The organism is Burkholderia sp. Bp9099 (genome assembly GCF_003857805.1).
Classification (GTDB): domain Bacteria; phylum Pseudomonadota; class Gammaproteobacteria; order Burkholderiales; family Burkholderiaceae; genus Burkholderia.
This window is the reverse complement of the sequence record NZ_QTPU01000014.1, coordinates 23415-48409: the sequence shown is the minus strand read 5'-3', so window position 1 is coordinate 48409 and position 24995 is coordinate 23415. Positions and strand designations below refer to the sequence as shown.

Annotated in this window: 25 protein-coding genes and 1 tRNA gene; 9 read left to right on the top strand and 17 right to left on the bottom strand. The window is 66.5% G+C overall.

Going from position 1 to position 24995, the window contains the following annotated elements:
• Positions 1–25: 25 nt before the first annotated feature.
• Positions 26–1789: an N-acetylglucosamine-specific PTS transporter subunit IIBC gene (gene nagE, locus DIE17_RS17740; protein WP_124520730.1), complete on the top strand. Its 1764-nt coding sequence runs from the start codon at positions 26–28 to the stop codon at positions 1787–1789.
• A gap of 259 nt (positions 1790–2048) precedes the next feature.
• Here the strand turns inward: nagE and cydX are convergent, their stop codons facing one another.
• The 5 genes from cydX to rpoH form a co-directional block, all read right to left on the bottom strand.
• Positions 2049–2171, bottom strand: coding sequence for a cytochrome bd-I oxidase subunit CydX (cydX, locus tag DIE17_RS17735; RefSeq protein WP_006483737.1), 123 nt, complete (start codon positions 2169–2171; stop codon positions 2049–2051).
• A 54-nt stretch (positions 2172–2225) separates the two neighbouring features.
• A complete protein-coding gene (gene cydB / locus DIE17_RS17730) occupies positions 2226–3362 on the bottom strand; it encodes a cytochrome d ubiquinol oxidase subunit II (RefSeq protein WP_044847487.1) in 1137 nt (378 codons plus the stop codon).
• A 31-nt stretch (positions 3363–3393) separates the two neighbouring features.
• Entirely contained in the window at positions 3394–4974 is a 1581-nt protein-coding gene (locus DIE17_RS17725) for a cytochrome ubiquinol oxidase subunit I (RefSeq protein ID WP_044847486.1), read from the bottom strand.
• Positions 4964–5239 carry a cytochrome oxidase putative small subunit CydP gene (gene cydP / locus DIE17_RS17720; protein ID WP_124486518.1) on the bottom strand — a complete coding sequence of 92 codons (276 nt, stop codon included), beginning with the start codon at positions 5237–5239 and terminating at the stop codon, positions 4964–4966. The genes DIE17_RS17725 and cydP overlap by 11 nt, the downstream gene beginning before the upstream one ends.
• A 330-nt stretch (positions 5240–5569) precedes the next feature.
• Entirely contained in the window at positions 5570–6505 is a 936-nt protein-coding gene (gene rpoH / locus DIE17_RS17715) for an RNA polymerase sigma factor RpoH (RefSeq protein WP_044847484.1), read from the bottom strand.
• Positions 6506–6866: 361 nt separating this feature from the next.
• Between rpoH and DIE17_RS17710 the strand changes: the two genes are divergently transcribed.
• A complete protein-coding gene (locus tag DIE17_RS17710) occupies positions 6867–7436 on the top strand; it encodes an acyloxyacyl hydrolase (protein WP_124520732.1) in 570 nt (189 codons plus the stop codon).
• A 45-nt stretch (positions 7437–7481) separates the two neighbouring features.
• Positions 7482–7865 (top strand): nuclear transport factor 2 family protein, encoded by a 384-nt coding sequence (locus DIE17_RS17705; protein WP_124520734.1) that lies wholly within the window; start codon positions 7482–7484, stop codon positions 7863–7865.
• Between the two features lie 142 nt (positions 7866–8007).
• Here DIE17_RS17705 and leuA read toward each other — a convergent pair whose 3' ends face one another.
• Positions 8008–9654 carry a 2-isopropylmalate synthase gene (gene leuA / locus DIE17_RS17700; protein ID WP_124486516.1) on the bottom strand — a complete coding sequence of 549 codons (1647 nt, stop codon included), beginning with the start codon at positions 9652–9654 and terminating at the stop codon, positions 8008–8010.
• A gap of 395 nt (positions 9655–10049) precedes the next feature.
• Positions 10050–11024 carry a DNA-binding protein YbiB gene (gene ybiB / locus DIE17_RS17695; RefSeq protein ID WP_124520736.1) on the bottom strand — a complete coding sequence of 325 codons (975 nt, stop codon included), beginning with the start codon at positions 11022–11024 and terminating at the stop codon, positions 10050–10052.
• Between the two features lie 197 nt (positions 11025–11221).
• Here ybiB and maiA point away from each other — a divergent pair, with 197 nt between their 5' ends.
• A complete protein-coding gene (gene maiA / locus DIE17_RS17690; RefSeq protein ID WP_044847479.1) occupies positions 11222–11866 on the top strand; it encodes a maleylacetoacetate isomerase in 645 nt (214 codons plus the stop codon).
• 104 nt (positions 11867–11970) lie between these two features.
• On the opposite strand, the gene ftsY is transcribed toward maiA, so the two are convergent.
• Complete coding sequence (gene ftsY / locus DIE17_RS17685) at positions 11971–13137, bottom strand: signal recognition particle-docking protein FtsY (protein WP_124520738.1); 1167 nt, start codon at positions 13135–13137, stop codon at positions 11971–11973.
• Positions 13138–13339: 202 nt separating this feature from the next.
• Between ftsY and rsmD the strand changes: the two genes are divergently transcribed.
• The 3 genes from rsmD (at position 13340) to DIE17_RS17670 (ending at position 14889) form a co-directional block, all read left to right on the top strand.
• The gene (gene rsmD / locus DIE17_RS17680; protein WP_124520740.1) at positions 13340–13954 is read left to right on the top strand and encodes a 16S rRNA (guanine(966)-N(2))-methyltransferase RsmD; all 615 of its coding nucleotides are present in this window, start codon (positions 13340–13342) and stop codon (positions 13952–13954) included.
• Between the two features lie 111 nt (positions 13955–14065).
• The gene (gene coaD / locus DIE17_RS17675) at positions 14066–14563 is read left to right on the top strand and encodes a pantetheine-phosphate adenylyltransferase (protein WP_044847476.1); all 498 of its coding nucleotides are present in this window, start codon (positions 14066–14068) and stop codon (positions 14561–14563) included.
• 59 nt (positions 14564–14622) lie between these two features.
• Positions 14623–14889 carry a YfhL family 4Fe-4S dicluster ferredoxin gene (locus DIE17_RS17670; RefSeq protein ID WP_124520742.1) on the top strand — a complete coding sequence of 89 codons (267 nt, stop codon included), beginning with the start codon at positions 14623–14625 and terminating at the stop codon, positions 14887–14889.
• An 88-nt stretch (positions 14890–14977) separates the two neighbouring features.
• Here DIE17_RS17670 and hisC read toward each other — a convergent pair whose 3' ends face one another.
• The 8 genes from hisC to DIE17_RS17630 all read right to left on the bottom strand — a co-directional run bounded on the left by hisC (position 14978) and on the right by DIE17_RS17630 (position 22155).
• Complete coding sequence (gene hisC / locus DIE17_RS17665; protein ID WP_124520744.1) at positions 14978–16045, bottom strand: histidinol-phosphate transaminase; 1068 nt, start codon at positions 16043–16045, stop codon at positions 14978–14980.
• Positions 16046–16175: 130 nt separating this feature from the next.
• On the bottom strand, positions 16176–16775 hold the full coding sequence (pth, locus tag DIE17_RS17660) for an aminoacyl-tRNA hydrolase (protein WP_044847473.1): 600 nt from the start codon (positions 16773–16775) through the stop codon (positions 16176–16178).
• Positions 16776–16894: 119 nt separating this feature from the next.
• The gene (locus DIE17_RS17655) at positions 16895–17503 is read right to left on the bottom strand and encodes a 50S ribosomal protein L25/general stress protein Ctc (RefSeq protein WP_044847489.1); all 609 of its coding nucleotides are present in this window, start codon (positions 17501–17503) and stop codon (positions 16895–16897) included.
• 162 nt (positions 17504–17665) lie between these two features.
• The gene (locus DIE17_RS17650) at positions 17666–18628 is read right to left on the bottom strand and encodes a ribose-phosphate pyrophosphokinase (RefSeq protein WP_044847472.1); all 963 of its coding nucleotides are present in this window, start codon (positions 18626–18628) and stop codon (positions 17666–17668) included.
• 44 nt (positions 18629–18672) lie between these two features.
• Positions 18673–18749, bottom strand: a tRNA-Gln gene (locus tag DIE17_RS17645).
• A gap of 53 nt (positions 18750–18802) precedes the next feature.
• Positions 18803–19684, bottom strand: coding sequence for a 4-(cytidine 5'-diphospho)-2-C-methyl-D-erythritol kinase (ispE, locus tag DIE17_RS17640; protein WP_124520746.1), 882 nt, complete (start codon positions 19682–19684; stop codon positions 18803–18805).
• Positions 19685–19711: 27 nt separating this feature from the next.
• On the bottom strand, positions 19712–20332 hold the full coding sequence (gene lolB, locus DIE17_RS17635; RefSeq protein ID WP_124486509.1) for a lipoprotein insertase outer membrane protein LolB: 621 nt from the start codon (positions 20330–20332) through the stop codon (positions 19712–19714).
• Positions 20332–22155, bottom strand: coding sequence for a tetratricopeptide repeat protein (locus DIE17_RS17630; RefSeq protein ID WP_124486508.1), 1824 nt, complete (start codon positions 22153–22155; stop codon positions 20332–20334). The genes lolB and DIE17_RS17630 overlap by 1 nt, the downstream gene beginning before the upstream one ends.
• 86 nt (positions 22156–22241) lie before the next feature.
• Between DIE17_RS17630 and mutM the strand changes: the two genes are divergently transcribed.
• Positions 22242–23069 carry a bifunctional DNA-formamidopyrimidine glycosylase/DNA-(apurinic or apyrimidinic site) lyase gene (gene mutM, locus DIE17_RS17625; protein WP_044847468.1) on the top strand — a complete coding sequence of 276 codons (828 nt, stop codon included), beginning with the start codon at positions 22242–22244 and terminating at the stop codon, positions 23067–23069.
• 37 nt (positions 23070–23106) lie between these two features.
• Positions 23107–24213 (top strand): A/G-specific adenine glycosylase, encoded by a 1107-nt coding sequence (gene mutY, locus DIE17_RS17620; RefSeq protein WP_124486507.1) that lies wholly within the window; start codon positions 23107–23109, stop codon positions 24211–24213.
• Between the two features lie 120 nt (positions 24214–24333).
• Here the strand turns inward: mutY and DIE17_RS17615 are convergent, their stop codons facing one another.
• Positions 24334–24969 carry an LON peptidase substrate-binding domain-containing protein gene (locus tag DIE17_RS17615; protein ID WP_124486506.1) on the bottom strand — a complete coding sequence of 212 codons (636 nt, stop codon included), beginning with the start codon at positions 24967–24969 and terminating at the stop codon, positions 24334–24336.
• Positions 24970–24995 lie beyond the last annotated feature (26 nt).

Genomic DNA, 24995 nt, shown 5'->3' with positions numbered 1-24995 from the left:
GACGAGACATGGATTGGAGGATTGAATGGACGGGAATCCGTTTCTGAAGATACAGGGCCTGGGCCGGGCGCTGATGCTGCCGATCGCGGTGTTGCCGGTCGCCGGCATCCTGCTGCGGCTCGGGCAGCCGGACGTGTTCAACATCAAGATGATCGCCGACGCCGGCGGCGCGATCTTCGACAACCTGCCGCTCCTGTTCGCGATCGGCGTGGCGGTCGGTTTCGCGAAGGACAACAACGGCGTGGCGGCACTCGCGGGCGCGATCGGCTACCTGATCGAAACCGCGATCATGAAGGACATCGATCCCAAGCTGAACATGGGCGTGCTGTCCGGGATCATCGCGGGTGTCGTTGCGGGCCTGCTGTACAACCGCTACAAGGACATCAAGCTGCCCGACTACCTCGCGTTCTTCGGCGGCAAGCGGTTCGTGCCGATCATCACCGGGCTCGTGTGCGTGGTACTCGGCATCGTGTTCGGATACGTGTGGCAGCCGGTCCAGCATCTGATCGACGCGGCCGGCCAGTGGCTGACGACGGCGGGCGCGATCGGTGCGTTCGTGTTCGGCTTCCTGAACCGCCTGCTGCTCGTCACGGGCCTGCACCACATCATCAACTCGCTCGCATGGTTCGTGTTCGGCAACTTCACGCCGCCGGCCGGCGGCGAGCTCGTGCACGGCGACCTGCACCGCTTCTTCGCGGGCGATCCGACCGCGGGCACCTTCATGGCCGGCTTCTTCCCGATCATGATGTTCGGCCTGCCGGCCGCGTGTCTCGCGATGCTGCACGAAGCGCCGAAGGAGCGCCGCGCGATGGTCGGCGGCCTGCTGTTCTCGATGGCGCTCACGTCGTTCCTGACCGGCGTGACCGAGCCGATCGAATTCAGCTTCATGTTCCTCGCGCCGGTGCTGTACGTGATCCACGCGGTACTCACCGGGCTGTCGCTCGCGATCTGCCAGATCCTCGGCGTGAAGCTCGGCTTCACGTTCTCGGCCGGCGCGATCGACTACGTGCTGAACTACGGGCTGTCGACGAAGGGCTGGATCGCGGTGCCGCTCGGCATTGCGTACGGCGTCGCGTACTACGGGCTGTTCCGTTTCTTCATCCGCAAGTTCAACATGGCGACGCCCGGTCGCGAGCCGGCCTCGGCCGACTCGGCAACCGAGTCGTTCGCGTCGGGCGGTTTCGTCGCACCGGCGGCCGGTGCCGCGGCGGCAGCGCCGCGTGCGCAGCGCTACATCGCCGCGCTCGGCGGCGCGGGCAACCTGACGGTCGTCGACGCCTGCACGACGCGCCTGCGCCTGAGCGTCGTCGATCCGGAGAAGGTGTCGGAGCCGGAACTGAAGTCGATCGGCGCGCGCGGCGTGCTCAAGCGCGGCGGCAACAGCGTGCAGGTGATCATCGGGCCGGAGGCGGACATCATCGCCGACGAGATGCGTTCGGCGATCGGCAGCGGTGCGGCCGGTGCCGCGGCGGCGGCGGCGGTCGCGCCCGCGCAGCCGGTCATGGGCGCTGCGGCCGGTCCGCTCGATCCCGATCCGCTGCGTTGGCTTGCGGTGTTCGGCGGCGCGACCAACGTCGCATCGCTCGACGCGATCGCGACCACGCGCCTGCGCGTCGTCGTGCGCGACGCAGCGGCGGTCGATCGCGATCGGCTCGGCGCGCTCGATGTCGCATGGGTGGCGCCGGACACGTTCCACATCGTCTGCGGCAACGCGGCGGCGCGCTATGCGGAACAGCTCGGCGCGCGCCTGCCGTCGACGGGCGGTGGTGCGGCCGTGCAACCGGCATGATCTGACGAGACCGGCCCGATCCGCCTCGCGGATGCGGGCCGCCGGTCGGTAAAACGAAAACGGCTTGCGACGCGTGTGTCGCAAGCCGTTTTTCTTTGTCGGCGCGCGGGCGCGATGCGTGCATCGGCATCGCGCTCAATTGGCTTCGACGTGCCGCGCGTGCCGAACGAATGTCCGGACGAAAAAAAACCTCGCACGTAGCGAGGTTCGTTCCCGACGGCGGGCGGCGGGGCGATCAGCCGCCGCCGCGCCGGAGCGGTCAGTCGCGGCGTGCGCGCACCGGCGCTTCCTGCGGCTTCTGCCGCGCTTCGAGCCACATCGCGTTGACGATGCCGAACGACAGCGCGACGCCGATACCGAGAATCCAGCTGAAGTACCACATGATCCGACTCCTTGCGAAACGGTGGGCGAGGGCGCGTGCGCGCCCCGGCCGGGTTCAATACATCGAGTGCTTGTTCTCTTCGAGCGACTGGTGCGTGACCTTGCCGCGCATCACGCGGTACACCCAGCTCGTATAGAGCAGGACGATCGGCAGGAACACGATCACCGCGAACAGCATCACCTGCAGCGTCATGTGGCTCGACGTCGAATCCCACACGGTCAGGCTGCTGCGCGGGTCGAGCGACGACGGCATGATGAACGGGAACATCGAGAAACCCGCGGTCAGGATCACGCCGGCGATCATCAGGCCGGTGCAGAAGAACGCCGTCTTTTCCTGCTTCGAGCCGGCGAGCAGCAGTGCGAGCAGGCCGCCCGCGATCCCGACGACCGGCGCCGCGATCATCCACGGATACTCGCCGTAATTCGCGAGCCACAGGCCCGAGCCGGCCGCCACGTCCTTCAGCAGCGGGTTCGCGACCGTGTCGGTCGGCGCGGCGTGCGTGATGTGGAAGCCGCCGATGGTCGACGCGATCAGCACGCCGGCCAGCACGAACAGCACGACCGCGACGAGCGCCGACACCCGCAGCGCGATCGACGCGCGGCGTGCGATCACGCCGTCGGTCTTCATCTTGATGAATGCCGCACCGTGCGCGACCAGCATCGTGAGGCTGACGAGCCCGCAGAGCAGCGCGAACGGGTTCAGCAGCGCCCAGAAGCCGCCGTAGTAGGTGACGCGCAGGTCGCTGTCGAACTTGAACGGCACGCCCTGCAGCAGGTTGCCGAACGCGACGCCGAACACCAGCGCGGGCACGAAACCGCCGACGAACAGGCCCCAGTCCCAGCCCGCGCGCCAGCGCGGGTCGGGCCGCTTGCTGCGATAGTCGAAGCCGACCGGCCGGAAGAACAGCGCGAACAGCACGAGCAGCATCGCGAAGTAGAAGCCGGAGAACGACGCGGCATAGACGAGCGGCCAGGCGGCGAACATCGCGCCGCCGGCCGTGATCAGCCACACCTGGTTGCCTTCCCACGTCGCACCGACCGTGTTGACGATGATGCGGCGCTCCTCGTCGGTCTTGCCGAGGAACGGCAGCAGCGCGGTCGCGCCCATGTCGAAGCCGTCGGTGACGGCGAAGCCGATCAGCAGCACGCCGACGAGCAGCCACCAGATCAGCTTGAGAGTTGCATAGTCCATAGCGATTCCTTGTTCCGTTGCGGGGGCGTGCTCAAACCGCGGCACGCTCGCCGGCTGCGGCGAGTTCGTGGTGATAGCGGCCGGTATGCAGCGACGACGGGCCGAGCCGCGCGTACTTGAACATCAGCTTGATCTCGATGACGAACAGTGCCGTGTAGAACGCGATGAAACCGGCGAGGCTCAGGTACAGGTCCGTCGACGTCAGGCTGGACGCGGACAGATGCGTCGGCAGGATGCCCGCGATCGTCCACGGCTGGCGACCGAGCTCGGCGACGACCCAGCCGAATTCCGCGGCGAGCCACGGCAGCGGGATCGCCCACACCGCATAGCGCAGGAACCAGCGGCGGTTGTCCTGCAGCAGCTCGCGGCGCGCGCAGAACCAGAACGCGGCGACGAAGGTCGCGAGGAACAGGAAGCCGAGGAACACCATGATCCGGAACGAGAAGAACACGGGCGCGACCGGCGGAATGGTCTTCTTCGCGGCGGCCTTGATCTGATCCGGCGTCGCATCGGTCACGTTCGGCGTGAACTGCTTGAGCATCAACCCGTAGCCGAGATACTGCTTGTGCTGGTCGAACAATGCGCGGGTCGCGTCGCTCGTGTCGCCCTGCTTGATCTTCTGCAATGCGCCGTACGCGACCATCCCGCTCTGGATGTGCTCCTCGCTGCGCTTCGCGAGCTCGCGCAGGCCGATCACCGGCTCGTCGATCGAGCGCGTCGCGATCAGGCCGAGCGCGTACGGGATCTTGATCGCGTAGTCGGTGCGCTCTTCCTTCTGGTTCGGAATGCCGATCAGCGTGAACGACGCCGGCGCCGGCTGGGTTTCCCATTCCGATTCGATCGCGGCGAGCTTCATCTTCTGTACTTCGCCGGTCGTATAGCCCGACTCGTCGCCAAGCACGATCACGCAAAGCGTCGACGCGAGACCGAAGCCGGCCGCGACCGCGAACGAGCGCAGCGCGAAGTCGGTGTCGCGCTTCTTCAGCAGGTACCACGACGAGATACCGAGCACGAACATCGCGGCCGTCACGTAGCCGGCCGACACGGTGTGCACGAACTTCACCTGCGCGACCGGGTTGAACAGCACGTCGAACAGGTTCGTCAACTCCATGCGCATCGTCTGATAGTTGAACTCGGCGCCGACCGGGTTGTTCATCCAGCCGTTCGCGACGAGGATCCACAGCGCGGACAGGTTCGAGCCCAGCGCGACGAGGAACGTGACCATCAGGTGCTTGACCTTCGACAGACGGTTCCAGCCGAAGAAGAACAGGCCGACGAACGTCGATTCGAGGAAGAACGCCATCAGGCCCTCGACCGCGAGCGGCACGCCGAAGATGTCGCCGACATAGTGCGAGTAGTACGACCAGTTCGTGCCGAACTGGAATTCGAGCGTGATGCCGGTCGTCACGCCCATCGCGAAGTTGATCCCGAACAACTTGCCCCAGAACTGCGTCATGTCCTTGTAGACCTGTTTGCCGGTCATCACGTAGACGGCTTCCATGATGACGAGCAGCCAGGACAGGCCGAGCGTCAGCGGCACGAACAGGAAGTGGTAGAGCGCCGTGATGCCGAACTGCAGACGCGACAGATCGACGACTTCGCTACTTATCATGGTGGTCTCCCTCGGTAGATGCAGGCGCCGGCACCGAGAGCAGCTTCTCGGCGACGACGGCAGGCGGCAGCGACATGTGCTCGGCCTGCGGATGATTGAAGAATGCGTATTTGAGCGACATCAGGAGGATCAGCTTGACGATCAGCACCAGCGTGATGTCGCGCATGAGGGTCGGCCCGCGCGCCCACGCGGCGATGCGTGCGCGCCAGCCGCTGCCTGTGGCCTGCGGGGGACGCGGCGCAGGCGCTTTATTGATCGAGATCAAGGTGATTATCCTGAATCGATTTACATCGGTTTTGGGGCGACTTTACGTCGGATTTATGACGGCAGTTAAGCTGTTTTAATCCTTTTGAGCCGACATGCCAATTTTAAAATGCCGGCTTTCCGATGCCGAGTGCGGCGATGCGGCAGACCGTCGCGAAGCGCGTGCCGAAACTTGAGGCAGATCAAGGTTATGCGGAAGGGGCCGGAATTCGCCCGATACCCGATCAACAAGGTCGATTAATCAGACACGATCGAGGCTAAAAACGACAGACGAAAAAAAACCGCTGCCGGGCGGGCAGCGGTTTTGGGTGAAGCGCTCTAAATTGCGGATTCAGGCGTATTCGGCAAGTGCGGTGCGCATCTTCTTCATGGCGCTCGCTTCGATCTGGCGGATGCGTTCCGCCGATACGCCGAACTCGGCCGCGAGATCGTGCAGCGTCGAGCCGCCCGAGCCGTCGTCGTCGACGTTCAGCCAGCGCGCCTCGATGATCCGGCGGCTGCGGGCGTCGAGCGCCTCGAGCGCCTGCGCGATGCCGTCCGTCTGCAGCATGTCGCGCTGACGCGCGGCGAGCACGGCGGTTGGCTCGTTGTGCGAATCGGCCAGGTAGGCGATCGGCGCGTACGACTCCTCGCCGTCTTCCACTTGGCCCTCGAGTGCGATGTCGCCGCCCGACAGGCGCGTTTCCATTTCGGTCACGTCTTCGCGCTTGACGTTGAGCTCCTGCGCGAGGCCGTCGATTTCCTCGGGCGTCATCGCCTGCATGCTCTTCTTGTGGCTGCGCAGGTTGAAGAACAGCTTGCGCTGCGCCTTCGTCGTCGCGACCTTCACCATCCGCCAGTTGCGCAGGATGTACTCGTGGATCTCGGCCTTGATCCAGTGGATCGCGTACGACACCAGACGCACGTTTTGCGCCGGGTCGAAACGCTTCACCGCCTTCATCAGGCCGATGTTGCCTTCCTGGATCAGGTCGCCGTGCGGCAGGCCGTAGCCGAGATAGTTGCGCGCGATCGACACGACGAGCCGCAGGTGCGACAGCACGAGGCGGCGTGCCGAGTCGAGGTTGTTGTCTTCGCGGAATTCGGTCGCGTACTGGCGTTCCTCTTCGGCGCTCAGCAGCGGGATCCGGTTGACGGCCTGGATATACGCGTCGATGTTGCCAAGCTGGCCCGGCAACATCGATTGAGTCGCGAGCGCCAGCGAGCCTGCCGATTCGGCCTTGGCCGGCGTCGGGCTCAGGGTATTCGGAAGGGTCAGGGCGTGGCTCACTAAAAAACTCCTTTGGAATCAGGGACAAACCCCTGGTCTCGGATGAGATTCCGGGGCCCATCTTAGCACTCCCGTAATCCGAGTGCTAATTCCTTAGAGGGCACGGGGGCATCCGAGTTCCCAGTTTTCTATCGAACTTGTCGAGTCGATAGTCTAATTTGCGACCGGGCTGGCGGAGGGAAGTTCCGTAAGCCATTGTTTCTGATGGTAATCAGTAGACGATTTCGATTTTTGTAGTTTTGGAAGCAAACAATTTCGCTTCGCGATGCCGATCCGAAAAGTCCTTTACCATACCATTCAGTTCGCTCGGGCCCGGCCGCTGCGGCAAGGCTCCATTCAACCCACAAAGTTGGAGTGTCAGATGAACAATAAGAAGAATCGCCGGCCCCATAGTCGGCTTGCGCTGCACGCGTTGCTGGCGGCGTCGCTGCTGGGCGGATCGGGTGCCGCGTTCGCGGATCGATGGGGAATCCAGGCCGGCGGCGGGTTTTCCGATCGCCACGGGATCGACAAGGGCGATCTCGGCGTCGTATGGGATCCGGGCTGGAACTGGTGGGAAATCGGCGGCTGGCACTTCGCGTTCGTGGTGGAAGGGCACGCCGGCTACTGGCATACGGGCGGCAATGTTCATGGCAGCATCGGCGAATTCGGCGCGCAGCCGATGTTCCGCTTCATCAAGAGCGCGGGCCAGGTGCGTCCGTTCATCGAGGCCGGTGCCGGCATCCGCTTCCTGACTTCCCCGACGATCTCCAACAATCTGTCGCTGGCGACGTCGTTCCAGTTCGTGGACGTCGCCGGCGTTGGCGCCCAGTTCGGAGAACGGCAACAGTATCAGGTCGGTTACCGTTTTCAACATGTGTCTAACGCGGGTATCAAAGAGCCGAATCCTGGTATAAATTTCCACCAGTTCTACGTGCAGTACAACTTCTGATCCGCACGCCGGCGCACGGCGGGCGCGTTGCCGAGGAGTCAGGCGATGGCGAAGGTGGTCGATGCGGTTCGCGCGCTCGAGCGCGATCGGTTCCGGGCGATGGTCGACGGAGACGGCGAGGCGCTCGACGCGCAATTGTCGGACAAGGTGTTCTTCGTGCACACCAACGGCAAACGCGAAACCAAGCAGCAGTTCATCGACGCCATCGTCGCCGGCCGCCGCCGCTATCGCCAGATCGAAATCCAGTCGCAGGACCTGCTGCCCGTCGGCGACGCGACCTGCGTCGTCACCGGGCGCGCGTTGATCGAGATGGAAACGAACAACGGCGGGCTGGTGTTTCCGATCGCCTATACGGCCGTCCACACGCATGAGCAGGGCCACTGGCGCCTGCTCGCGTGGCAGGCGACGCGGTGCGCGACCGAGACATGAGCGCGCCTGGCGCTCCTTTTCATGTCCCGACCGAAGCGGCCTTCTGGGCCGCTTTTCATTGGCCCGTGCGGCGCGGATCGCGCGGCGCACGGGCGGTCACGCACCGCTCGCTGACGTTCGAACCCTGAAGCGAAGCCTGCCGTCAGGCCGCCGCACGGCGGTCGGCGCAATGCCAGGCCGAGCGGTTGATCGCGCTGACGACCGCATCGAGCGCGGCGCTCGCCGCGTCGTCGTGCACCCCGACACCATGCCGCAGCGGCGCGTCGCCGACCCGGCAGCCGACCGATACCGCGATCCGGCCGTCCGTCGTGCGCGCGTGCTCGCACGAGGCGACGTCGATCGTCGCGCCGGCTGCCGTCGCGAAGGCCGCGGCCATGCGCTGCACGGCGTCTTCGGGCGTCGCATCGGCCGGCGGCGCGCTCGCGATGTCGCGGTTCTGCCAGCGCGCCCCGTTGCCGTGGCGCGCGGCCGGGCCGTCGGTCTCGAAGAATTCGCGCGCGAACAGCGCACAGATCGCGTCGCCGGTCACTTCCTCGCCGGATGCGTCGGCGAGCGTCTGCACCGCGTGGCTGAATTCGATCTGCACGCGGCGCGTCGGCGTGAAGCCCATCCCGCGTTCGAGCAGGAACGTCGCGCCGCCCTTGCCGGACTGGCTGTTCACGCGGATCACCGCGTCATAGCTGCGGCCGAGGTCGGCCGGGTCGATCGGCAGGTACGGCACTTCCCACACCGCGTCCGGGCGCTGCTGCGCGAAGCCCTTGCGGATCGCGTCCTGGTGCGAGCCGGAGAACGCGGTGAACACGAGGTCGCCCGCGTACGGATGGCGCGGATGCACCGGAATCTGGTTGCAGCGCTCGACCACGCGGCGCACCGCGTCGATGTCGGAGAAATCGAGGCCCGGGTCGATACCCTGCGTATAGAGGTTCAGCGCGAGCGTGACGAGGTCGACGTTGCCGGTGCGCTCGCCGTTGCCGAACAGGCAGCCCTCGATGCGGTCGGCGCCCGCGAGCAGCGCGAGTTCGGCGGCGGCGACCGCGGTGCCGCGATCGTTGTGCGGATGCACGGACAGCACGATGCTGTCGCGATACGCGAGGTTGCGGTCCATCCACTCGATCTGGTCGGCGAACACGTTCGGGCTCGCGGCTTCGACGGTCGCCGGCAGGTTGACGATCATCTTGTGATCGCGGGTCGGACGCCACGCCTGCGCGACCGCGTCGCATACTTCGCGCGCGAACGTCAGCTCGGTCATGCTGAAGGTTTCAGGAGAGTACTGATAGGTCCAGTGCGTGTCCCGGCGGGCCGCCGCGTGTTCCTTGATGAGTCGCGTGCCCTCGACCGCGAGCGCCTTCACGTCGTCCTTCGACATCCCGAACACGATGCGCCGGAACGACGGGCAGATCGCGTTGTACAGGTGCACGATCGCGCGCGGCACGCCGTCGAGCGCGTCGAAGGTGCGCGCGATCAGGTCTTCGCGCGACTGCACGAGCACTTCGATCGTCACGTCGTCGGGGATCCGCTTCTCGTCGATCAGCTTGCGGACGAAATCGAAGTCGGTCTGCGACGCCGACGGAAACCCGACTTCGATCTCCTTGAAACCGATCGCGACCAGCATGTCGAAGAACTCCAGCTTCTGTTCGATGCTCATCGGCTCGATCAGCGACTGGTTGCCGTCGCGCAGGTCGGTGCTCATCCAGACCGGCGCACGCTCGATGGTGCGGGTCGGCCAGCGGCGGCCATTGATGCGGACGGGTTCGAACGGACGATACTTGTCTTGCGGGTTGCGCTTCATCTTCTGGACCTCGGGTCTCAAGTCGCGAGCGAAGACGGGCGGCATGGGCGACGGTAGGCGCTGCCTCGCACCGTGGCGCCGGAAACGCGCTGCGGATGCGGATGATCTTCGCGAATCGACCGACGGATAGACGGACGAATGCTGACGACTTCGGGTTGTAAAAACTGCGAGAAGGGTGCTGCGAGGAACTGCAGGGAGGGACCGTGCGGACAGCACACGGCGCTAAGACAGCCTTAGGCTAGTCGTAGCGATAGCGACCGCGCTAGGCGGCCGGAGGTAATTCGGAGGGTGTTCGGAAAGGAACGCATGGCGACAACTCTATGCCAGGATGCGGGTGCGTGTCAAATGGTCGGTTGAAAAGGCCGGCGCGACAGCACGCCGGCCCGGGATGCCGGTCAGGGTGCGATCCGGGCGATCCGCACGATCGTGTCGACCTGCCGCGCAAGCGCGTCCGGCACCGGAACTTCGCCGCGCAGCACGGCGTCCGTCCACGCGGCCGTGGTCGCCGCGTCGCGCGATTCGGGCAGCGCGACGGGCGGTGCGTCGCTCGACGAGCGCTCGGGCTCGATCAGCGTGTCGCACATGCCGTCGTGCAGCCAGTCGACCTGCACCTGGCGCCGCGTGTCGGCCACCGCTTCGCCTTCGGTGCCGCGCGCGAGCAGCGCACCGCCGCGCGCGGCGTCCGGATGATCGCGGAACAGTTGCGCGAGGCTGTCGCGGTACGGCGGATGCGTGTAGTTGACGAGCCGCAGCCCGGCCGGCGCGAACGGCTGCAGGATCTTCACGAGCGTGTGCGTGGAGTTGCGCACGCCGAGCACGCCGCGCAGCGCCAGCAGACGCGCGATGCGCGGCGCCAGCGCGTCGATCGGCGCAAACGCGACGCGGCGCTCCGCGAGCATGTCCTCGATCGCGTCGTGCGACTTCGACGGCGCGATCGACAGCGCCGAGAAGATCTCCCCGCTCGTCACGCGGCCCGGATCGCGTTCGACGCCGTGCACGAGCACCGGCACGCCTTCGCGCGCGAGCAGCAGCGCGAGCAGCGGCACCAGGTTCGGCTGCTTGCGCGCGCCGTTGTAGCTCGGGATCGACACCGGGCGGAAGGCGGCGTCCTGCACGTGCACCGGTTCGAACGACGCCTGCGCGGCGGCGAGCATCGCGGACAGTTCGTCGGCGCTTTCGCCCTTCAGGCGATACGCGATCAGGATCGCGCCGAGTTCGACGTCCGACACGCGCGCGTCGAGCATCGCGCGATAGAGCTCGAACGTGTCTTCGGCGGACAGCGCGCGTGCGCCGTTCGGGCCGCGGCCGATTTCCTTGATGAAGCGGGCGCAGGGGAACGGCGAGGCGGCGGAGTCGTGGGGAGCGGTCATCGGGGCGTGGGGCGGGCGGCCGGCATCGGGCCGCGCGGTGAGCGGTAAGGAATGCCCCGAGTATCGCATGGGCGCGGCTCGCCCAAGCGCGGCTGCGCGCCACCGCCGCGCGGCGCGCTAAACTCGGGTTCCCGGCGGTGCCGTGCGTGCGCTGCAGGCGCCGTTACCGGCCGAATACGACCAACAGAGAGACACCCATGAAGCTTTACAGCTATTTCCGCAGTTCCGCGTCGTACCGCGTGCGGATCGCCCTGAACCTGAAGCAGCTGCCGTTCGACACGGTCCCCGTGCACATGCTGCGCGACGGCGGCGAGCAACTGAAGGACGCGTATCGCGCGGTGAATCCGGATGCCGTCGTGCCGACGCTGATCGACGGCGATGCCACGCTGCAGCAATCGCTCGCGATCATCGAATATCTCGAGGAAACGCATCCCGAACCCGCGCTGCTGCCGAAGGCGCCGGTCGACCGCGCGTATGTGCGGGCGATCGCGCTGCAGGTCGCGTGCGAGATCCATCCGCTGAACAACCTGCGCGTGCTGAAATACCTGAAGCACACGCTGAAGGTGCCGGAGGAAGCGAAGAACGAATGGTACCGGCACTGGATCGAGGCGGGTTTCGCGTCGCTCGAGACGCGCCTCGCGAGCGATCCGCGCACCGGCAAGCTGTGCTTCGGCGACACGCCGACGCTCGCCGATATCTGCATCGTGCCGCAGGTGTTCAACGCGAACCGTTTCTCGATCGACACGACGCGCTTTCCGACGATCCAGCGGATCGCAGATCATGCGTCGACGCTCGATGCGTTCAAGGCCGCCGAGCCTGGCGTGCAGCCCGACGCCGAATGACATCGAATGACGTCGCGGGGCCGCCGGCTTCCGGCTGACGGCTTCCGGCCGCGCATGTAAAAAGGGCGCCCGAAGGCGCCCCGTGCGATGCGGGCCGGCGGCGTTCAGCCGAGCAGCGCGTCCGCGAATTCCACTGCGTTGAACGGCTGCAGGTCCTCGACCTTCTCGCCGACGCCGATGAAGTAGACGGGCACCGGGCGCTGCCGCGCGATCGCGGCGAGGATCCCGCCCTTGGCGGTGCCGTCGAGCTTCGTGACGATCAGGCCCGTGAGGCCGAGCGCTTCGTCGAAGGCCTTCACCTGCGTGAGCGCGTTCTGGCCCGTGTTCGCGTCGATCACGAGCAGCACCTCGTGCGGCGCGCCGTCGTGCGCCTTCGAGATCACGCGCTTCACCTTCTTCAGCTCTTCCATCAGGTGCAGCTGCGTCGGCAGGCGGCCGGCCGTGTCGGCCATCATCACGTCGATCTTGCGGGCGCGCGCGGCGCTGACCGCGTCGAAGATCACCGCGGCCGGATCGCCGCTTTCCTGCTGGACGACCGTCACGTTGTTGCGCTCGCCCCAGACCGCCAGCTGTTCGCGCGCGGCCGCGCGGAACGTGTCGCCCGCGGCCAGCAGCACCGACTGGTCGAAGCTCTGCAGGTGCTTCGCGAGCTTGCCGATGCTGGTGGTCTTGCCCGCGCCGTTCACGCCCGTGATCATCATCACGAGCGGTTGCGCGCGACCGAGCATCAGCGACTTCTCGAGCGGCGTCAGCAGTTCGACGAGCAGGTCGTGCAGCGCGCCCTTCACCTGCTGCGGATCGGTCAGCCGGCCCGCGCGCACCTTCTCGCGCAGCGCGCCGAGCAGGTACTCGGTCGCGTCGACGCCGGCGTCGGACATCAGCAGCGCGGCTTCGAGCTCCTCGTACAGATCCTCGTCGATCTTCGTGTTGACGAACACGCCGGTGATGCTCGAGCCCGTCTTCGCGAGCCCCGACTTCAGGCGCGCGAGCCACGACTTCTTCGCGGACGCGTCCTGCGTCGGCGGCGGCACGATCTCGACCGCCTCGACGACTTCGTCGCTGCCGTCGTTGGTCGGCGTGACCGTCATCACGACGGCCGGCGCGGCCTGTCGCGGTTGCGCGGGCGCTTGCGGTGCTTCGACCGCCCGGCGGGGCTCGGGGGCGGGCGCGGGCGCGTCGGACGGCTCGTCCGGTTGCGGCGCGTCGGCTGATTGCGATTCCGCGGAGTCGGGCTCCTGCGTTTTCTTGAATCGTTTGAAGAAGCTGAACATGGTCTGACGTCGGGAAGAGGGCGGGGCGCCGCCAGGGCGGAGCGCCGGAGAGGCCGGCGCGCGTGCGCACGACGGCCGAAACCGTGCATTTTATCAGTGCGGCGAGGCACTCGCGTCAGTCGGTGCCGCCGCTGTGGTAACGTGCGCCTGTTTGGCGGTGCGCCCGCGTGCGCACCCGTTCCCTCCGTTGTCGATATTCCGTATGTCCCGTTCCTCTTCCGGCCGCCCGGCGGCCCCCGCCGGCCGCGGCAAGCCGCACACGATCCGCATCATCGGCGGTGACTGGAAACGCACGCCGCTCGCCGTGCTCGATCTCGACGGCCTGCGGCCGACGCCCGATCGCGTGCGCGAGACCCTGTTCAACTGGCTCGGCCAGGATCTCGAAGGCCGGCGCTGCCTCGACCTGTTCGCGGGCACCGGCGCGCTCGGCTTCGAGGCCGCGTCGCGCGGCGCGACGAGCGTCGTGATGGTCGAGCGCCACCCGCGCGCGGCGCAGCAGCTGCGCGCGATCAAGGACAAGCTCGGCGCACGCTCGGTCGAGGTCGCGGAAGCCGACGCGCTGCGGCTCGCGGCCGGGCTGACCCCGGGCGCGTTCGACGTCGTGTTCCTCGATCCGCCGTTCGGCGAGCCGGCCGTGCTCGACCGCTCGATCGCGCTGGCGGCGCCGCTCGTCTCGCCGGATGGTGCGCTGTACGTCGAAACGGGGGCGGAGCTCGACCCGGCCGCGCACGACGCACTGGCCGGCTGGCAGATGGTGAAGCACGGCAAGGCCGGTGCGGTTCACTATCATTTGCTGCGGCGCGAAAATGATGAATAATGCGCGTTCCATACGAGGCGGCGCGCGGCAAAGGCGACGCATGCCCATCTCGGCAGTGGCGTGCGCGTCGCACGGCTGCCACCCCGTTTGCGTGATGACAGGAGGAGCGACATGGTAGTCGCCGTGTATCCCGGTACGTTCGATCCGCTGACGCGCGGGCACGAAGACCTCGTGCGGCGTGCGTCGAGCATTTTTGATACGCTGGTGGTGGGTGTCGCCGACAGCCGCGCGAAGAAGCCGTTCTTCTCGCTGGAAGAACGTCTGACGATTGCGAACGAGGTGCTCGGTCATTATCCGAACGTGAAGGTCATGAGTTTCACGGGCCTCCTGAAGGATTTCGTCCGCATCAACAACGCGCGCGTGATCGTGCGCGGCCTGCGTGCCGTGTCCGATTTCGAATACGAGTTCCAGATGGCGGGGATGAACCGCTATCTGTTGCCCGACGTCGAGACGATGTTCATGACGCCGTCCGATCAGTACCAGTTCATCTCGGGGACGATCGTGCGCGAAATCGCGCAGTTGGGCGGCGATGTCAGCAAGTTCGTGTTCCCGTCCGTCGAGAAGTGGCTGACCGAGAAAGTCACTGCGATGGGAGGCCCGGCCGCGTGACGCGGCGCCGGCCGGTTTCGTCGTGAAGCCGGCCGCCGGCCTGAAGAAGTGAGATCAGTATGTCTTTGATGATTACCGACGAGTGCATCAATTGCGACGTGTGCGAGCCCGAGTGCCCGAACGGCGCGATTTCGATGGGCCCGGATATCTACGTGATCGACCCGAACAAGTGCACCGAGTGCGTCGGCCATTTCGACGAGCCGCAGTGCCAGCAGGTGTGTCCGGTCGAATGCATTCCGCGCGATCCGCAGCACGACGAATCGCACGCGCAGTTGATGGCGAAGTATCACGCGTTGACCGCCGCGAAGGGCGACGACGTGCGGTGACGCCCTGCTGACGTCGCGCGTCTCGACGTCACGATTTCCTCGGCCGGCGCCGTTCGGCGCCGGTTCCGTTTCAGCTTCCGCTACCGTTTCAGCCGATCAGCTCGCGCAATGCCGCGACGAGCGCGTCGCATTCGGCGTCGGTACCGACGGTGATGCGCAAGTGCTGGTCGATGCGCGGCGCCCGGAAGTGCCGCACGAAAATTTCCCGATCCTTTAGCTGTGCCGCGATCGTGCCCGCATCGTGCGCGGGATGGCGCGCGAACACGAAGTTCGCGGCCGACGGCACGACGTCGAAACCGAGCGCCTCGAGCGCGTGCGTGAGCCGCGTGCGGCTGTCGATCACGCGCCGGCAGGTCGCGCCGAAATAGTCGGTATCTTCGTATGCCGCCTGCGCCGCGGCCTGCGCGAGCCGGTCGAGCGGATAGGAATTGAAGCTGTCCTTCACGCGGTTCAGTGCGTCGATCAACGCGGCATCGCCAAACGCGAAGCCGACGCGCATGCCCGCGAGCGAGCGCGCCTTCGACGTCGTGTGCACGACGAGCAGGTTCGGATGGCGGTCGATCAGCGTGATCGCGGATTGCGCGCCGAAATCGACATACGCCTCGTCTATCAGCACGACAGACGACGGGTTCGCGGCCGCGATCCGCTCGATGTCCGCGAGCGGCAGCGCGCGCCCGGTCGGCGCGTTCGGGTTCGGGAACAGCACGCCGCCCGCGTCGTCGAGATAGTCTTCGACCCGGATCGAGAAGTCGTCCGCGAGCGGCACGATCGCAGTCTCTACGCCATACAGGCGCGCGTAGGTCGGGTAGAAGCTGTACGAGATGTCGGGAAAGCGCAGCGGCCGGTCATGCTTGAGCAGGGCCTGGAATGCGTGCGCGAGCACTTCGTCGGAGCCGTTGCCGACGAAGACCTGTTCGGGCTTGATGCGGTGATGGGCCGCTACCGTCTCGCGCAGTGCGCGCGCGAGCGGATCGGGGTAGCGGCGCAGTGTGTCGCCGGTATCGCCGAGTTCGCGTGCGATCGCCGCGACGACGCGCGGCGAAGGCGGATAGGGATTCTCGTTGGTGTTCAGCTTGACGGGGTGTGCGAGCGCGGGCTGTTCGCCCGGCACGTAAGGCACGAGTTGCTGAACGACGTCGCTCCAGTAACGGCTCACCGCTTGGCTCCTGACGGGCAAAAACGACCAGATTACCGCATGTGGGCGTTGCAGTGCGCAATTGCGCGGCAGGACGGGGCTGCCCGGCGCAACCGGGCGGCACATTGCACCGCACCGGTGCAGCGCGGGTTCAGTTGCGATGCAGCTGCATCGTCGCGCGGTCGAGTTCGCCCTTGACGACCATCGGCATCACGGCGAGCGCGCGTTCGATCGATGCGTCGATCACGTCCTGCTCCTCGCGGCGCGGCGGCTTCAGCACGAAGTTCGCGACGTCGGGTTTCGCGCCGGCGCGCGCGCCTTCCGGAATCAGGTCGCGCGGATGGCCGATGCCGATGCGCAGGCGCCAGTACTGTTGCGACGACAGATGCGCGGAGATGTCCTTCAGGCCGTTGTGGCCGCCGCTGCCGCCGCCGAGCTTCAGCTTCACGGTGCCGGGCGGCAGATCGAGTTCGTCGTGGGCGACGAGGATCTGGTCGGGCAGGATCTTGAAGAAATTCGCGAGCGCGACGACTGACTGGCCGGAGCGGTTCATGTAGGTTTGCGGCTCCAGCAGGTGGACTTCCTCGCCGTGCAGGCGCGCTTTTGCGTAGAAGCCGTGAAAGCGGCGCTCGTCGCGCAGCGTCGTGCCGGCTTCGCGGGCGAGCTGGTCGATCAGCCAGAAGCCGGCGTTGTGGCGCGTCGCGGTGTATTCCGCCCCGGGATTGCCGAGGCCGACGATCAGTTTGATCATGACGTTTCGTAGGCGGCAGCGCCCGCCTGGGCGCAGAAAAAGAAAAACCCGCCGGGCAAGCCGCGGCGGGTTGCATCGACCGTTTCGCGAAACGGATCGAATGGCGCGTGGGCAGCCGCTTAGGCAGCCGGCGTTTCGCCTTCGCCTGCTGCGTCCGACACGGCACCAGCCGGGACCGTCGCCGATGCGACAACCGGGTTTTCCGCGTCGACGTGCGCGACCAGCGTCACGCCCTTCGGCAGTGCGATGTCCTTCGCGTGCAGCGACTGACCTGCTTCGATCTTCGACAGATCGACTTCGAGGAATTCCGGCAGAGCCGACGGCAGGCACTCGACTTCGATTTCCGTCGCGACGTGCGAGACGATTGCGCTCGACAGCTTCACTGCCGGGCTGACTTCAGCGTTCAGGAAGTGCAGCGGCACCTTCGTGTGCAGCTTCTTCTTCGCGTCGACGCGCTGGAAGTCCACGTGCAGCACGAGTTGCTTGAACGGGTGGTATTGCACGTCGCGCAGCAGAACCTGTTGCGACTGGCCAGCGACTTCCAGGTCGAGGATCGACGAGTGGAAGGCTTCCTTCTTCAGGGCGTGCCACAGCGCGTTGTGATCCAGTTCGATCTTTTGCGGGGCTGCTTCGCCACCGTAGACGATACCCGTGGTCTTACCGGCGTTGCGCAGGCGGCGGCTCGCACCCGTACCTTGCTGTTGGCGCTCGAAAGCGACGACTTTCATGTGATTCTCCATTTGCTGCCCGCGACCAGGCAGTAAAACGGGGCCGGCGAAATGGCGGCCCCCGATGAAACGGACGGGGTTTCGTCTATCCCGTCCGATTGTGCAAAAAGCGAAGCGTTGCCGCTTCGCTTTCTGCGCATGCTATATCGTGTCGTTCCGCGATCAGGATTCCGCGAACAGCGACATCACCGAGTCGCCGCGGCGAATCCGCGAGAACGTTTCTGCCAGCAGGCTCGCGCTCGTCAGCGAGCGGATCTTCGAGCAGGACAGCGACTCGGCCGACAGCGGGATCGTATCGGTGACGACCAGCTCGTCGAGTGCCGATGCGGCGATACGCTCGGCGGCACCACCCGACAGAACGGGGTGCGTCGCGTACGCGAACACCTGCTTCGCACCGCGATCCTTCAGCACTTGCGCGGCCTTGCAGAGCGTGCCGGCCGTATCGACCATGTCGTCCATGATCACGCAGGTGCGGCCTTCGACTTCACCGATGATGTTCATCACTTCGGCGACGTTCGCCTTCGGGCGACGCTTGTCGATGATCGCGAGATCGCAGTTGAGTTGCTTCGCGAGTGCCCGGGCGCGGACCACGCCGCCGACGTCCGGCGACACGACGAGCAGATCCGAGTAGTTCTGCTTGCGCAGGTCACCCAGCAGGATCGGCGTTGCGTAGATGTTGTCGACCGGGATGTCGAAGAAGCCTTGAATTTGGTCGGCGTGCAGATCCATCGTGATGATCCGCTCGACGCCGGCGATTTCCAGCATGTTCGCGACGATCTTCGCCGAGATCGCGACGCGCGCCGAACGCGGGCGGCGGTCCTGGCGGGCATAGCCGAAGTAGGGGATGGCAGCGGTGATCCGGCCGGCGGATGCGCGCTTGAGCGCATCGACCATGATCATCAGTTCCATCAGGTTGTCGTTGGCCGGCGCGCACGTGGATTGCAGGACGAAGACGTCCTTGCCGCGCACGTTTTCCTGGATCTCGACCTGGATCTCACCGTCGGAGAAACGGCTGACCATTGCTTTGCCGAGGGGGATTCCAAGGATATTGACGACTTCCTGGGCGAGCGCGGGATTCGCGTTGCCAGTAAAGACCATCAAGCCATCATGGCTGTGGCTGCTCATCGTGCACCTGCTTCAGGCTTAGGCGGGAAATGCGGGAAAATTTTTGGCAGGGGAGGAAGGACTCGAACCCTCGCATGCCGGAATCAAAATCCGGTGCCTTGACCAACTTGGCGACTCCCCTACACTCAACTGATAACTTCACCGGACTTGTAGGCCATCCGGCAAAGCAAAACTTCATGACGCGAAAGCGAAGAGCGGATGCTCGTTCAGGCTCTCGGCAACTGCACCGTTCCAACCGGTGGGCAGCCTGGCTTGCGCCGCTTCTGCCTCGTGCTTGCTATGAAACGCTGCAAACACGCTTGCTCCGGAGCCGGTCATCCTCGCGGGGGTCACATTATACAACCATTTGACCACCTGCGCAACTTCCGCGTACTTACTTGTCACAACTTGCTGCATATCGTTCCGGCCGAAGCTATCTGGCCATCCCGCATCGCTGTTTTGCTGTGCAAGAAAGTCTGTAATTGTGACTCGCTTTGTATCTCTTGTCAACAACTCGTCTGAAAAAATTTCAGCGGTGGGGACATGAACTCGCGGCGTCACAACCAAAAACCAGCGAGTCGGCAATTCTACCTCAGCTAATTCTTCTCCGATACCCTCTGCGAACGCATTTTTTCCAAAAACAAAAAACGGAACGTCGGCACCGAGTTTCACCGCGAGCGACTGGAGTTCCGCGCGCGGCAGGTTCAGTTGCCACAGACGGTTCAGCGCGAGCAGCGTCGTTGCCGCATCGGAGCTGCCGCCGCCGAGGCCCGCGCCCATCGGCAGGCGCTTGTCGATCTCGATGTCGACGCCGGCCGCGGTGCCCGTGTGCGTTTTCAGCAGGTTGGCCGCGCGCACGACGAGATCGCTTTCCTCGGGCACGCCCGGCACGTCGGTGACGCGTGCGACGCGACCGTCGTCGCGCAGCGTGAAATGCAGCGTGTCGCCCCAGTTCAGCAGCTGGAACACGCTCTGCAGATCGTGATAGCCGTTCGGGCGGCGGCCGGTGATGTGCAGGAACAGGTTGAGTTTCGCGGGCGCAAGGCAGTTGCGCAGCGAGCGGATCGAATCGGTCATGCGTATGTCGGGGCTAGGTTCACGTGCTTACTGGTCGAGCACGAGCTTGATGTCGAGCGGCGGCGTCGCGCGCACGAGGTTGACGCGTTTGACGCCCGTGGCCGGTGCGTCCGCGTAGGCGAGATAGTCGATCGTCCAGCCGTCCTGGCGGATCTGCTTGACGTGCGTCGTGTCGGCCGGGTCGCGCACCGTCTGCGCGGGCGTCGCGGGCGCGGGCGTCGGCAGCAGCCAGTAGCGCAGGCCCGCCAGCGGCAGCGAGAAGCCGAGCGTGTTCTGCATCAGCTCGCCGACGTCCGTCGCGTATTGCGGCTGGCGGTTCGGCAGTTCGAGCGACGCGGCCTGCGGTGTCGATTTCACGACCGCGAGCGTCTGGCCGAGCGGGCTGCGCAGCTCCAGCGACACGTCGTCGCCGTACTCCTGCCAGTCGAAGTTGCCGTACACGTTCTGCGGTCGGCCGAGGCGATCGTTGTACTGCACCGCGAAACGGCCGTGGTACGCGTGCGTCGCGGCCGTTTGCAGCACGGCGCCCGCCGGCGCATTCGCCGCCGGCGGCGTGCTCGCGCAGCCGGCGAGCGCGAGCGCGGCGCCGGCCGCGGCCAGCGTGCGCAGCGCGCGGGAAGACAGGGAAAGCATCGGGAACATCCGCATCAGAGGCCGTTGATCTGCAGGCGCTTGAGCGTCTGCACGAGCGTGTCGTTGTCGGGCTCGAGCTTCTGCGCGGCACGCCACGCGGTGCGCGCGTCGTCCTGCGCGCCGCTCTTCCACAGCACTTCGCCGAGGTGCGCGCCGATCTCGGCGTTCGGCTGCAGCTCGTACGCGCGCCGCAGCACCTTCGCCGCGCCGGCCGCGTCGCCCATCCGGTACTTCACCCAGCCGAGGCTGTCCATGATGTACGCGTCGTTCGGCGCGAGCGACAGCGCCTTGTCGATCAGCTTGCTGGCTTCGGGCAGGCGCTGGTTGCGATCGGCCAGCGAATAGCCGAGCGCGTTGTACGCCTGCGGGTTGTCGGGCTGCGTGCGCATCAGCTCGCGCAGCTGCTTTTCCATTGCCGCGTAGTGGCCCGTCTTCTCGGCGGCCATCGCGTAGTCGTAGCGCAGGTCGGGATCGTCCGGGAAGTCCTGGACTGCCTGCGCGAGTCGCGCCTCGGCTTCCGGATAGCGCTTCGCGGTAAACAGGATCGACGCGTCGGTGCGTGCGACCACGGCCGCATCGCGCGGATCGCTGATCGGCAGGTCGTCGAGCACCTTGCGGGCCTCGTCGGTCTTGCCCTGTTTCTGCAGGAGCTGCGCGCGCGTGATCTGCGCGGGCAGGTAGTGCTGGCTCGTCTGGTCGACCTTGTCGAGCCATTGCGACGCCTGCGCGTCATTGCCCTGTTCGATCGAGATCTGCGCGAGGTAGATGTAGCCCTGGCCGACGTCGAGGTTCGGCTGCTTGTTGCCGAGCTGCACGTACTGCTTCAGGTATGCGTTCGCGTCGTCGAGTTTCTTCTGCTGGATCTTGATCAGCGCGAGCGCCATCAGCGGCGTCGGGTCCTTCGCGTCGAGCTTGCGCATCGTCTCGAACTGCTTCTGCGCGTCGTCGAGGCGGTCGTCGGCGAGGTAGAGCTGCGACAGTGCGAGGCGCGCATCGCGCGACTTCGGATTCTGCTGAACATATTTCTCGAACGACGTGATGCCGGCTGCGCGCTCGGCAGGCCCCATCTGCGACAGCATCAGCGCCGCCGGCAGATAGTCGGGGCGGATCTGCAGCGCCTGCTTCAGCGACTGCGCGGCGCCTTCCTTGTCGTCGACCGCGAGCTGCTGCCGCGCGATCGCGAGCTGCGCCTCGGGACGGTTCATGTCGTTCTTCAGCATGTCCTTCAGCACCGCGAGGCCGCCGACGCGGTCCGCGCCGCGCACCAGCAGCGCCTGCAGCGCGAGGATCGCGGGGCCGCGCGTTTCGCCGGTCGCGCGGGCCAGTTCGCGCGCGAGCATCGGCTGCGCGTCGGCCGGCTTGCCGGCGAGCACCAGCAGCGCGGCGTCGACTTGCGATGCGCGGTTCGAATCCGGTGCGTACTGGCGCCAGAGATTGGCCGCGGACAGCGCGTCGGCCGGGCTTTGCGCGCCGAGCGCGATCTCGGTCGCACGCTGCGCCATGCGCGGATCGCGCGTGTCGCGGGCGAGCGCGAGGTAGGTCTGGTAGGCCGGCGCCGGCTGGTTGCGCTGAAGCGCGACTTCGGCGGCCAGTACCTGGTAGACGATCTGGCTCGTCAGCGGCACGCCCGGGAGATTCTTCTGCTCGTCCGGCATCACGTGCTCGAACGCGCCCTGCGGCTCCGCGTCGTCCGATGCCGGATCCTGCGCGTGAGCCGGGATGGCGGTGAGGGTCCAGGCGGCGAACAGCGCGGCGCCGAGCGCACGGCGGACCGGGAAGGCACGCACGCCGCGCTCGGCGGCGGGGCGCTTCAGAAGCAGCTTCGAGGGCAGGGTCATGGAAATCCGTTCGATGTTTCAACCGATTGTAACGCGCTCGCTACAATACACGCACGATCGTGAATCGAGTTTCAGACCCGTAGAACATGCCAGAGTTGCCAGAAGTCGAAGTCACGCGCCGGGGCATCGAGCCCTTTGTCGCGGGCCGCCGCGTCGAGCGTGTCGACGTCCGTACCGCGATGCTGCGCTGGCCCGTGCCGGCGGGGCTCGCCGAGCAGTTGCGCGCGCGCGAGGTGCTCGCCGTCGAGCGTCGCGGCAAGTATCTGCTGTTCGAGGTCGACGCAGGCTGGTTCATCGTCCATCTCGGGATGACGGGCACGCTGCGCGTGCTGCCCGCGGCCGGCGTGCCGGTGGCTGCGAAACACGACCACATCGACTGGATCTTCGACGAATTCGTGCTGCGGTTCCGCGATCCGCGCCGTTTCGGCGCCGTGCTGTGGCACCCGCGCGAAGCCGGCGACGTGCATGCGCATCCGCTGCTCGCGAGCCTCGGCGTCGAGCCGTTCTCGCCGGCGTTCACCGGCGCGCTGCTGCACGCACGCACGCGCGGCCGCACGGTGTCGGTCAAACAGGCGCTGCTCGCGGGCGACATGGTCGTCGGCGTCGGCAACATCTATGCGTCGGAGAGCCTGTTTCGCGCGGGCATCCGGCCGACGACCGCGGCCGGCAAGGTGTCGCTGCCGCGCTATGAGCGGCTGGCCGACGCGGTGCGCGCGACGCTCGCCGACGCGATCGAGCGCGGCGGCAGTACGCTGCGCGATTTCGTCGGCAGCAACGGCGAAAGCGGCTATTTCCAGCTCGACTGCTTCGTCTACGACCGTGCGGGGCTGCCTTGCCGCGTCTGCGGCACGCCGATCCGCCAGATCGTGCAGGGTCAGCGTTCGACTTATTACTGCCCGACCTGCCAGCGTTGAGCCCCGCGTTGCAACCTTTTTCCGAAGATTCGAACACTTGAAGCCGCCCCGCATCGCCCCCGCTCCGTTCCCCGTCACGCCGCTGCATCGCACGTTCGCCACGCGACTGATCGCCTGGCAGCGCGAGCACGGCCGCCACGACCTGCCGTGGCAGAACACCCGCGATCCCTACTGGATCTGGCTGTCGGAAATCATGCTGCAGCAGACGCAGGTCTCGACCGTCGTCCCGTATTACACGCGCTTTCTCGAGCGCTTTCCCGACGTCGCTGCGCTCGCGGCCGCGCCGTCCGACGACGTGATGGCGCTGTGGGCCGGGCTCGGCTACTACTCGCGCGCGCGCAATCTGCACCGCTGCGCGCAGGTCGTCGTCGCCGAGCATGGCGGCGTATTCCCGTCGACGCCGGAAGCGCTCGCCGAACTGCCCGGCATCGGCCGTTCGACGGCCGCGGCGATCGCGTCGTTCGCATACGGTGCACGCGCGACGATCCTCGACGGCAACGTGAAGCGCGTGCTGGCGCGCGTGTTCGGCGTCGAGGGCTTTCCGGGCGAGAAGCGCGTCGAGAACGACATGTGGGCGCTGGCCGAATCGCTGCTGCCGGATGCCGCGAACGCGGCCGACGTGAGTGCCTATACGCAGGGGCTGATGGATCTCGGCGCGACGCTGTGCGTGCGCGGCAAGCCGGATTGCGCGCGCTGCCCGTTCGCGGGCGACTGCGTCGCGCAATCCACGGGCCGCCAGCGCGAACTGCCGGCCGCGCGGCCGAAGAAGGCCGTACCGACGCGCAAGACCTGGATGCTCGTGCTGCGCGACGGCGACGCCGTGCTGCTCGAACGGCGTCCGCCGGCCGGCATCTGGGGCGGCCTGTGGTGCCTGCCGCAGGCGGACGGCGACGCGGCGCTCGCGGAACTCGCGCGTGGCTTCGGCGGCGGCGGCCCGGTGCCGCTCGCGCCGTTCACGCACACGTTCACGCATTTCCGGCTCGAGATCGAGCCGCGGCTGAGCGACATGACGAACGGCGGCCTTCCGCTTGCGCATGCACGGGATGCCGAGACGGCGTGGGTGCCGCTCGCCGGGCTCGATGCGTACGGCGTGCCGGCGCCCGTGCGCAAGCTGCTCGATGCGCTGAGCGGGTCGTTGCTGTAACGATGGGGAAAGGGCGCGGCGCGGGCCGTGCTTACGGAAGTGCCGCGCCGACGCGGTCGGCTCGCCCGTCAGGATGATCCGCCCGGCGACGCCGGTGCGACGCGGCTGGCCGGCCGCGCCTTACAGCCAGCCGTGCCGGTCGAGCACGTGGTGCACGGCGTCGATCCGCGCGCCGACATCCGGAAACTCCATCAGCTTCTGCCGTGCGCGCAGGTCGAGCGGCAGCAGTTCCGCGAGTCGGTTCGACACCCAGCTCGGGTCGTCGAGGCGGAACGGTTCGCCGAACGGCATCTTGTCCGGTTCGGACTTCTTCAGCGCTTCGATGATGCGCTCGAGCACCTCGGCGCACGAGCCGAATTGTGCGAGCGCCTGTTCGCCTTCGAGCGGGATGTCGTCGGGCAGCGGCTCCGCGATCCCGACCAGCAGCCCGTTGCTTTCGACGCGATACGACAGCAACTCGAATCGCTGCGTGCCGATCGCCTGCAGGTACAGCATCCCGAATTCGCCGGTGTCGCACTCGGTGATGCGCGCCATGCAGCCGATCGTCTCGGGCACCGACACGGCGCCGTCCTGCGCGACTTCGGGCCCGCTCTTCAGGAGGCACACGCCGAACGGCGCGTCGTCGCGCAGGCACGCGCGCGACATGTCGAGATAGCGCGCCTCGAATACCTTGAGCGGCAGCAAGCCACCGGGGAACAGCACCGTATGCAGCGGAAACAGCGGTAGGTCGATCAGGGTGGTCGATAGGGTGGACATGGCGCGCCGGCGAGAGGGCGGTGTCG

Coding starts and splice junctions, on each gene's coding strand:
- nagE (WP_124520730.1), top strand. CDS start 26: ATGGACGGGAATCCGTTTCTGAAGATACAGGGCCTGGGCCGGGCGCTG.
- cydX (WP_006483737.1), bottom strand. CDS start 2,171: ATGTGGTACTTCAGCTGGATTCTCGGTATCGGCGTCGCGCTGTCGTTC.
- cydB (WP_044847487.1), bottom strand. CDS start 3,362: ATGGACTATGCAACTCTCAAGCTGATCTGGTGGCTGCTCGTCGGCGTG.
- DIE17_RS17725 (WP_044847486.1), bottom strand. CDS start 4,974: ATGATAAGTAGCGAAGTCGTCGATCTGTCGCGTCTGCAGTTCGGCATC.
- DIE17_RS17710 (WP_124520732.1), top strand. CDS start 6,867: ATGAACAATAAGAAGAATCGCCGGCCCCATAGTCGGCTTGCGCTGCAC.
- DIE17_RS17705 (WP_124520734.1), top strand. CDS start 7,482: ATGGCGAAGGTGGTCGATGCGGTTCGCGCGCTCGAGCGCGATCGGTTC.
- leuA (WP_124486516.1), bottom strand. CDS start 9,654: ATGAAGCGCAACCCGCAAGACAAGTATCGTCCGTTCGAACCCGTCCGC.
- ybiB (WP_124520736.1), bottom strand. CDS start 11,024: ATGACCGCTCCCCACGACTCCGCCGCCTCGCCGTTCCCCTGCGCCCGC.
- maiA (WP_044847479.1), top strand. CDS start 11,222: ATGAAGCTTTACAGCTATTTCCGCAGTTCCGCGTCGTACCGCGTGCGG.
- ftsY (WP_124520738.1), bottom strand. CDS start 13,137: ATGTTCAGCTTCTTCAAACGATTCAAGAAAACGCAGGAGCCCGACTCC.
- rsmD (WP_124520740.1), top strand. CDS start 13,340: ATGTCCCGTTCCTCTTCCGGCCGCCCGGCGGCCCCCGCCGGCCGCGGC.
- coaD (WP_044847476.1), top strand. CDS start 14,066: ATGGTAGTCGCCGTGTATCCCGGTACGTTCGATCCGCTGACGCGCGGG.
- DIE17_RS17670 (WP_124520742.1), top strand. CDS start 14,623: ATGTCTTTGATGATTACCGACGAGTGCATCAATTGCGACGTGTGCGAG.
- pth (WP_044847473.1), bottom strand. CDS start 16,775: ATGATCAAACTGATCGTCGGCCTCGGCAATCCCGGGGCGGAATACACC.
- DIE17_RS17655 (WP_044847489.1), bottom strand. CDS start 17,503: ATGAAAGTCGTCGCTTTCGAGCGCCAACAGCAAGGTACGGGTGCGAGC.
- DIE17_RS17650 (WP_044847472.1), bottom strand. CDS start 18,628: ATGAGCAGCCACAGCCATGATGGCTTGATGGTCTTTACTGGCAACGCG.
- ispE (WP_124520746.1), bottom strand. CDS start 19,684: ATGACCGATTCGATCCGCTCGCTGCGCAACTGCCTTGCGCCCGCGAAA.
- lolB (WP_124486509.1), bottom strand. CDS start 20,332: ATGCGGATGTTCCCGATGCTTTCCCTGTCTTCCCGCGCGCTGCGCACG.
- DIE17_RS17630 (WP_124486508.1), bottom strand. CDS start 22,155: ATGACCCTGCCCTCGAAGCTGCTTCTGAAGCGCCCCGCCGCCGAGCGC.
- mutM (WP_044847468.1), top strand. CDS start 22,242: ATGCCAGAGTTGCCAGAAGTCGAAGTCACGCGCCGGGGCATCGAGCCC.
- DIE17_RS17615 (WP_124486506.1), bottom strand. CDS start 24,969: ATGTCCACCCTATCGACCACCCTGATCGACCTACCGCTGTTTCCGCTG.